Genomic DNA, 7093 nt, shown 5'->3' on the forward strand with positions numbered 1-7093 from the left:
GGCCACTACGCCGACCCGGCAGCCCGCGCCGCCGCCGTCGGCTCACTGCCTGTTCCAATGCGCGCCCGCGCCGCGCTGCTCGCCGCCCTCGCCCGAACCGGCACCCCCGTCAACGGCGACATCGAGTTCGTCGGCCGCCTCGCTCAGGCCGACCCGGCCGCCACGACTGCGCTCGCCGCGTGGCTGGAGACCGCGACCGCGGTGAGGGGCGGCCCGGAATGAGCGCGGCGGACGAGGCGGTGGTAGCCACTTGGAGCGAGCACAGCGAGATCGGGCATCACTACGAGGACCTGCTCGCTGACGGCTCCGTCATCGCCTGGACCGAGCCACCATTCGACGAGAGCCTTTACCCGGCGACGACGACCCCGACTGCAACCCGGTCTGCGGGTGCCCGCACATCCCGCGCCAGTTCTGTCTGGAGTGCACCGGACGCGCCGCCTGCGGGCCAGTGCACCGGCCCGAAGCACTACACGCAACGATTTCAACGGGAACATATACGGATCGTGACAACCGTCACAGCAGCGTGTCCTGCACGAAAGGCATGGCTATTAACAGAGCATGATCGCGAATCCCGACACCGGCAGTGCCTGCACCGACGCCACGAGCGTGCCCATTGACTTGACCACGACCGAGTTACGGACCCTCCTCTTCGGTGCCGACCGAGTGGGGGTCCACGGGCCCTGGCGGGAGTTGACCGCCGATCCATGGATGCACCGACGGCACGAGATGCCCACGCCCGACCAGGTCGCCGCGTCCTACCAGCGGCTGCGGCAAGTGAACCAGCTGACCGAGGCCGCCGAACTGGCAACCGACCCCTACCGCCTGACCGCACTGCACGAATGGACCGGCCCGCTGGACGGCGCGCTCACCGTCCTGGTGGGTATCCACTACAACCTGTTCCTCGGCAGCCTGCTCGACCACGACGCCCACGAAAAACGGCCGTTGGCCGAGTACACCGCCATGGAGCGGATCGGCACGTTCCTGTGCACCGAACTGGGCCACGGCAACGACGCCACCGCCTTGGAGACCACCGCCGTCTACAACCGCACCAACCGCACCTTCACCCTGCACACACCCCACGCCGGCGCCCAGAAGTTCATGCCCAACACCAGCATGACCGGCGGCCCGAAGTCGGCGGTGGTCGCAGCCCGGCTGCTGATCGAGGGCCGGGACCATGGGATCTTCCTCTTCCTCACCCCGCTCACCGACCACTCGGGCACCCTGCCAGGCGTCACCGTGCGCCCGCTCCCACTACGCCCTGGCAGCCCGGTGGACCACTGCCTGACCTCCTTCGACCAGGTCCTGCTGCCCCACGAGGCGCTGCTGACCGGCGCGCACGGTCGACTCGACGACGACGGCACCTTCTCCAGCGCGCTCGGCAGCAAGCGGAAGCGATTCCTCACCAGCATCAGCCGGGTTACCCTCGGCAAGCTCTGCATGAGCGCCAGCGCCCTCGGCGCCACCCGGGCGACACTGGCCATCGCCATCCGCTACGCCCACCACCGCGAGGTAACCGGCGCCCGTCCGGACCGCAAGGTGCCGCTCTGGGCGCACCGCACCCACCACGGACCGCTGCTGGAAGGCATCGCCACCGCCTACGCCATGACGGCGCTGCACCGGACCGCGGTGACCCAGTGGGCCGAGCGCGACCGCGCCGACCCTACGGCCACGGCCCTCGCCGAACGCGAGGCGGCGGTCGCCAAGGGCTGGATCACCTGGCAGGCGCGCGCACTGCTGACGGAGTGCCGCGAACGCTGCGGCGCCCAGGGCCTGCTGCCCGTCAACGGGATCGTCTCCGCCACCATCGACGTCGAAGGGACGATCACGGCCGAGGGCGACAACCTCGCCCTGTGGGTCAAGACCGGGGCCGAACTGCTCCTCGACCACGACACCCCGCCGGCCACCCCTCCTCGCGGCGAGCTGACCGACCCGGCGGTCCGTCAACAGCTCCTGCACATGGCGGAGCACCTGCTCCTGGTCCGTGCCCGCACCCGCCTGCGCCAAGCGCCGGCCGGCGACAGCCTGCGCCGGTGGAATGCCGCCGCACCCGCCGTGCTGGCCGCCGTGACCGCCCACGCCGAACACCGCGCCGCCACCGCTCTGCTGGCCATGGCCGAGTCCGCGGCCGACCCGCAAGCCCGCGCCGCGCTGCTCGACCTGCACCAGCTCTTCACCCTGAGGTGCATCAGTGCCCACACCGTCACGCTGCTCAGCGAGCAGCACCTGACAGCCGGCCAGGCCAGCGAACTGCCCGACCTGATCGAGGAGGGCATCGGCCGACTCACCGACCAGGCACTCGTGCTGATCGACGCCTTCGACCTGCCGTCCCAGTTCTTCGACACTCGCCCGATCGCCAACCCCGACTACCAGGAAGCCTTCGACGACCCCGCCGCACACTGGAACCTCGCCACACGCACCTGACAAGGGCGGCAGTCCTGGCCGCCTCGACGTCTACGGGGCTGGACCCACAGACCGGCTGGTGCAGGAGACATCCTCGCGACCGTTCGGCCGGGACCAGATCAACTGAGATTTCCGGCACCACAGCGTCTCAATTGATCTGGTCGCCGCAGTTCGCAGCCCCGTCTTCCAACCGGCTCCTCTGAGACGGGACACCAAGAGACTCGTCGATCGCTATCGCACGAACTGGTGCCGCCGGTGTCGCAACGGAACTGTCGGAGGAGTGTCGGCTTGCCTTCGCCACCTGTGTGCTGACGAACTCCAAGCCGTGCAGCCGCTCCTCCGGTGGACTCAGCCGCTAGTCGATCGGCGGCTGTCCCAGCTCCCGCCGGTCTGCTGATTCTGGCCGGTGCCGGAAGCAGGACGGCTCGTGGATCCCGTGACCTTCATGTTCGACTGGCAGCAGTTCCACTGCGCGATATGCGGGCGACCTGGGCCATGGAGCAATCCCTTCAACCACGGGCTCAGGGGATGACGCCGTATGGAACGGGTTGGGAATGCACGGGAGCTTGTGCTTGGTTACGTCGACGCTCTGAACATGGTTGACGAGGCTGTGAGGGCGGCGATCCCCTCGCTTGAGCAACTCGCAGATGTCGTCGGCCTGGTCCATTCTCGCCGGATCAGCAGGAGTGGGCAGGTCGGCACCTACTCATACAAGGTTCATGGGGCAGCGTGCTTCGTCAGCGACAACGGCACCGAGGTCGATGTCGACTTCGCAGCCGACGGGAGCGAAATCTTCGACCTCTGGCGGCTGCGCTGGTACGGGCTGAGCCTGCCGGAGTCTCTTGACGTCACGGATCAGGACCTGCGGAGCGCGGTGCGGTCCCTGCAATCGCTTCTGATCGAGGTACGACCGGGATGGTTCAGCGTCGCAGGCATATGAGGCTGCAGGCCAGTTCGAGAAGGCCCTGATGAAGATCGGCGCGTCACTCGTAGCGAGTGCGGAGCCGTTTGAACTGGTGCAGCCAGGCAAGGTGCGCTCGACCACCCAGCGGACCTTGCCCAGTCCGGAACCGTGAGCGACGCCACGTCGGGCGATCAGCGGTTTGATGCCGCACTTCCGCAGCTGGCGGCGGTACTTGTCGAAGTCGTAGCCCCGGTCGCGCGGATGCGTTCGGTGAGGTCTTTGAGCAGGTGGGCGGTCTCGGCGCACGTGGTGGTGCGGGGGTTGAGCCGGTGGATCTCGTCGATGAGGATCAGGCGCACGCCAGCCTGGTGGCAGATGGGGCAGACGGCGTCGGTGATCTGGGCCTGTGTCATCCGGCCGGTCACGGGAATGCCGAGGTAGCGGGCGAACTCCGCAGCTAGGGCATTCGCACTCGCTGCGGGCGGGACCAGCAAATAGGCCACGGGCACCGATGCGTGCGCGCTGCCGTCCGGTGGCAGGTGCGAACTCCTGGAGGACTTCCGGTACGCGGGCGTGCGGGACCGACCTGGAAGGGGCTACGAGGGCGCGCGGCACGAGGTCGTCAACGGGACGAATCGGGGCGACGCGCAGCAGGACCTGACCGACTGGCTGGATGCGCGCATGCGCGGCGAGTTGGCGCTTGCCGGGCCGGAGAGGTTCTGGTTCGCGGAGCATGAGGCGAACTTTGCCTGGGTGGGGGGTCCGGCTTCGTTCTACCGGAGTTGGGCCCTGCCTGCCGCGGACTGAGTCACGCTCCGCACGCCGCGCCGCCTTCGCGCCCCTCGGTACCGGCGTATCGACAAACGCATACGTCACCGTGACTGTCTCCTGTTTCCCTGGAGGCACGGACCGCAGAGGGCCGTGCCGAGGGCGTGGCGCTCCGGCCTCGGAAGGTGCTCACGAGAGGGCATGTGCCGTGTTATATGGGAACGTTCGTGCAGGACTGAGGAAGGCCGTGCTGGCCGCCGGTGTCGCCATGCTGATGATGGCCAATGCCGGGCCCGCCACCGCCGTCCCGGCGCAAAGTGGTGGGAACGTGCAGAAGGCGATGGAGGAGCTGGCCAGGATTCCCGGGGTTGTTGGAGTCGTGGGCGGGGCCTATAGCGACGGGAAGTCCCTCGGCCTGGGCAGCGCGGGCTCCCGGCTGCTGGACGGGGAGGGCGGGAGGATACCGGCGAACGCCCGCTTCCGGATCTGGTCACAGACCAAGCAGATGGTGGCCACCGTCGTGCTGAAACTCGTCGAGAAGGGCGAGTTGGGGGTGGATGACAAGCTCGGTGACCTGCTGCCGGAGGTGGTGGAGAAGGACTTGGTGACGCGGGCCGACGAGATCACGGTACGACAGATGATCCGGCACACCTCCGGCATTCCCGACTGGTACGCCGAGAAGCCGAACCCCGACGGGAGCGAGGGAGACCCCTCATTCGACGTGTTCGACTTCACGACCCCCTACCGGCCGCTGGATCTGGTGCGGTGGAGCCGTGATCGGCCCCGGACCGGGGAGCCGGGCGAGAAGTGGACCTACTCCAACACCAACTACACCCTTCTCGGCATGATCATCGAGAGGGTGACCGGCCATGATCTGGCCACCGAGCTGCGCACGCGCCTCTTCGAGCCGCTCGGGATGACCAGGAGCTACCTGATGGTCAAGCCGCCGGACGGCGTCAAGGGGCCGCACGGCCACGGCTACTACCCCGACACCGACGGCAGGCCGCGCGACGTGGACCGGTACAACGCCGACCTGGCGGGGGCAGGGGCTGGCGGGGTGGTCTCCACCGCGCACGACGTGAGCGCCTTCAACCGGGCGTTCTCCCAGGGCAAGTTGCTGCCGCCGGAACTGCAGCGCATCCTGACCGACCGGCCGACCGCCGCACACCTCCGAGGCAACAACAGCAACAGCAACAGCAGTTGCAGCGATGACTTCTCCATCACGGGCGGGTCGGCCCCAGGCTCGGTGGCCATGACCTTCTACTCGGCGGACGGACGTCGCCAGCTCGCGTTGTCATTCACCCTGAGCGTCAAGCCCAACGCCGTGCAGCTCGACTTGGGCAAGGCCGTGGAGAGCATCTTCTGCCCTTCCTCCTGAGCGGCGACTCCGCGCGCCTCCGCGGCGTCACCCCAGAAGGCGGCCTCTTGCAGCTGTGGGCTGGTCACATGGTCCAGCTCTCCGGACACCAGGATCGTGATGCGGTCCTCTCTCACCACGATGACGGTCCGGAACTCGTTGGGTCCGGTCATCGGCCGGCTCCGTCCGGGACGCAGGCCTGTGCCAGCCGACAGCGCGGACCTTCTCGTGCGAAAAGCCGACCGTCGCACCGATGCTCCGGAACCCCCAGCCGTCGCTCTTGGCTGCGGACATTGCCGCGTCCAGGGCCTGGCCGGTCACCGCCTCCAGAGCTCCCACAGCTGGGCGACCAGCCGGAGCCGTTGCGCGAGCACCAATTGCTCCGCCTCCGTGCAGAGGTGAGCCACGTCCCTCGCCAGGGTGCTGATCCGCGGGTCAGCACTCATGGCCTCAGCATGCCCCGTGTCAACGGCCAGTTCGGAATCCCCACGTACGGCCAGTTGTGATGTCACTCCTGGTTACGGCCCGGGCTCGACGTCTGACCCGAGCCGTCACATGCGGAGGAACGCGACCGGTTGTCGGGCCATGTCAGTGCCAGGCACAGGCGGTCAGCTGTCCGCCAGGTGGGCGTCGGCAAGGGCCTCGCCGAAGAGCCGTCCGGCGAGTTCCACGCAGCGCATCCGGGCAGGAGAGAAGTCGTAAGGCATCTTGGTGATCGCTGCGGCGGCACTCATCTCTGTGCCCTCCTCTCCTTGCAGGTCGGCGTCGTAGATCTCGAAGATCTTCTCCTCGGCCGCGTCGAGACCAGCTGCCTCGATGGCCTGATTCAGGGCCATTTGGTGAGCGCATCGCTGTACGGCGAGCTCTTCGACGCGCGGGTCGTCGGGTTCGACGCCCTCGTCAAGGGCGGCCTCGGCCGCCTCGAGACGGTCCTCCTCGGTCCGCAGGTCGGGGTGGGTGGCCAGCACGAACGTGCCGGCCTGGATGGCGGCGCCCAGCGGCCCGAAGATCCGTTCCGTGACCAGCAGGGCGTCCAGATCGCAGGGGCGCAACGCGCCCGGGGCAGGTAACTGAGCCGGTCCGTGACCAGTTCGGAGAGCAGCCCCAGCGGGCTGCCCACCGTCTGCAGGCGCTGGACAGCCGCGCGCCGACGTTTGATGGCGGCCTCCTGCGCCGCCAAGGTTTCCTCCAGCCTGCTCAGGACCGACTCGATATCCGGGGCTTGGTCCAGGGCTTCGTCTCCAGCTTCGTCCCGGGCTTCGCCGAAGGCGGCCCGCATGTCGTCCAGGCTGATACCGGCATCAGCCATTTTGCGGATCCACAGCAGGCGGGTCATGTCGTCATAGCCGTAGCGGCGGCGGCCGTCCCCGCCGCGCTCGGGCTCGGGCAGCAGACCGATCTCGTGGTAGTGGCGGATGGCGCGTGGGGTGATGCCGGCGAACGCAGCGGCATCACCGATCTTGACCTGCCGGGGAGGCGTGAGGGAGGGGTACATCGCAGACAGAGCCTTTCGTGCTGTGGTGCCCCGACCCCACCACATGCCGCTACGGCATGTGCAACAACCCCATCCAGGTGCCACAGGGGCCAGGCCCTGGCCGCCTTTGTACGGCTGGGGTGGCACCCCTACGGGGAGCTACGTCTGTGAGTGGGTGGTGGGGTGGCGG

The 7093-nt window shown here is 68.3% G+C and carries 6 protein-coding genes and 2 pseudogenes; 4 read left to right on the forward strand and 4 right to left on the reverse strand.

Translation table 11 applies throughout. The annotated features are described in order from the left end of the window. The first annotated feature begins 57 nt into the window (after positions 1 to 57). The 3 genes from GKQ77_RS05325 to GKQ77_RS05335 all read left to right on the forward strand — a co-directional run bounded on the left by GKQ77_RS05325 (position 58) and on the right by GKQ77_RS05335 (position 3340). Complete coding sequence (locus GKQ77_RS05325; protein WP_219687538.1) at positions 58 to 222, forward strand: hypothetical protein; 165 nt, start codon at positions 58 to 60, stop codon at positions 220 to 222. 336 nt (positions 223 to 558) lie between these two features. Continuing rightward, entirely contained in the window at positions 559 to 2421 is a 1863-nt protein-coding gene (locus GKQ77_RS05330; RefSeq protein WP_219687539.1) for an acyl-CoA dehydrogenase family protein, read from the forward strand. A gap of 517 nt (positions 2422 to 2938) precedes the next feature. Further along, positions 2939 to 3340 carry a DUF6896 domain-containing protein gene (locus GKQ77_RS05335; RefSeq protein WP_219687540.1) on the forward strand — a complete coding sequence of 134 codons (402 nt, stop codon included), beginning with the start codon at positions 2939 to 2941 and terminating at the stop codon, positions 3338 to 3340. Here the strand turns inward: GKQ77_RS05335 and GKQ77_RS05340 are convergent. Then, positions 3321 to 3592 (reverse strand): annotated as a pseudogene (locus GKQ77_RS05340) (transposase); the annotation flags it as partial. The gene GKQ77_RS05335 and the pseudogene GKQ77_RS05340 overlap by 20 nt on opposite strands. Beyond that, positions 3496 to 3813 (reverse strand): TniB family NTP-binding protein, encoded by a 318-nt coding sequence (locus GKQ77_RS05345; protein ID WP_372459830.1) that lies wholly within the window; start codon positions 3811 to 3813, stop codon positions 3496 to 3498. The gene GKQ77_RS05345 and the pseudogene GKQ77_RS05340, both read right to left, overlap by 97 nt. A 506-nt stretch (positions 3814 to 4319) precedes the next feature. On the opposite strand from GKQ77_RS05345, the gene GKQ77_RS05350 reads away from it, so the two are divergent. Further along, entirely contained in the window at positions 4320 to 5450 is a 1131-nt protein-coding gene (locus GKQ77_RS05350; RefSeq protein WP_219687541.1) for a serine hydrolase domain-containing protein, read from the forward strand. A 296-nt stretch (positions 5451 to 5746) separates the two neighbouring features. On the opposite strand, the gene GKQ77_RS33195 is transcribed toward GKQ77_RS05350, so the two are convergent. Then, a complete protein-coding gene (locus GKQ77_RS33195) occupies positions 5747 to 5875 on the reverse strand; it encodes a hypothetical protein (RefSeq protein ID WP_258020863.1) in 129 nt (42 codons plus the stop codon). 162 nt (positions 5876 to 6037) lie between these two features. Beyond that, a pseudogene (locus GKQ77_RS05355) lies at positions 6038 to 6924 on the reverse strand (MerR family transcriptional regulator). Positions 6925 to 7093: the final 169 nt, after the last annotated feature.

It is taken from the genome of Streptomyces anatolicus (assembly GCF_019400875.1).
GTDB classification, from domain to species: domain Bacteria; phylum Actinomycetota; class Actinomycetes; order Streptomycetales; family Streptomycetaceae; genus Streptomyces; species Streptomyces anatolicus.

What these genes read in the sequence shown, in the direction of transcription:
- GKQ77_RS05325 (WP_219687538.1), top strand. Translation starts at nt 58, where the DNA reads ATGCGCGCCCGCGCCGCGCTGCTCGCCGCCCTCGCCCGAACCGGCACC.
- GKQ77_RS05330 (WP_219687539.1), top strand. Translation starts at nt 559, where the DNA reads ATGATCGCGAATCCCGACACCGGCAGTGCCTGCACCGACGCCACGAGC.
- GKQ77_RS05335 (WP_219687540.1), top strand. Translation starts at nt 2,939, where the DNA reads ATGGAACGGGTTGGGAATGCACGGGAGCTTGTGCTTGGTTACGTCGAC.
- GKQ77_RS33195 (WP_258020863.1), bottom strand. Translation starts at nt 5,875, where the DNA reads ATGAGTGCTGACCCGCGGATCAGCACCCTGGCGAGGGACGTGGCTCAC.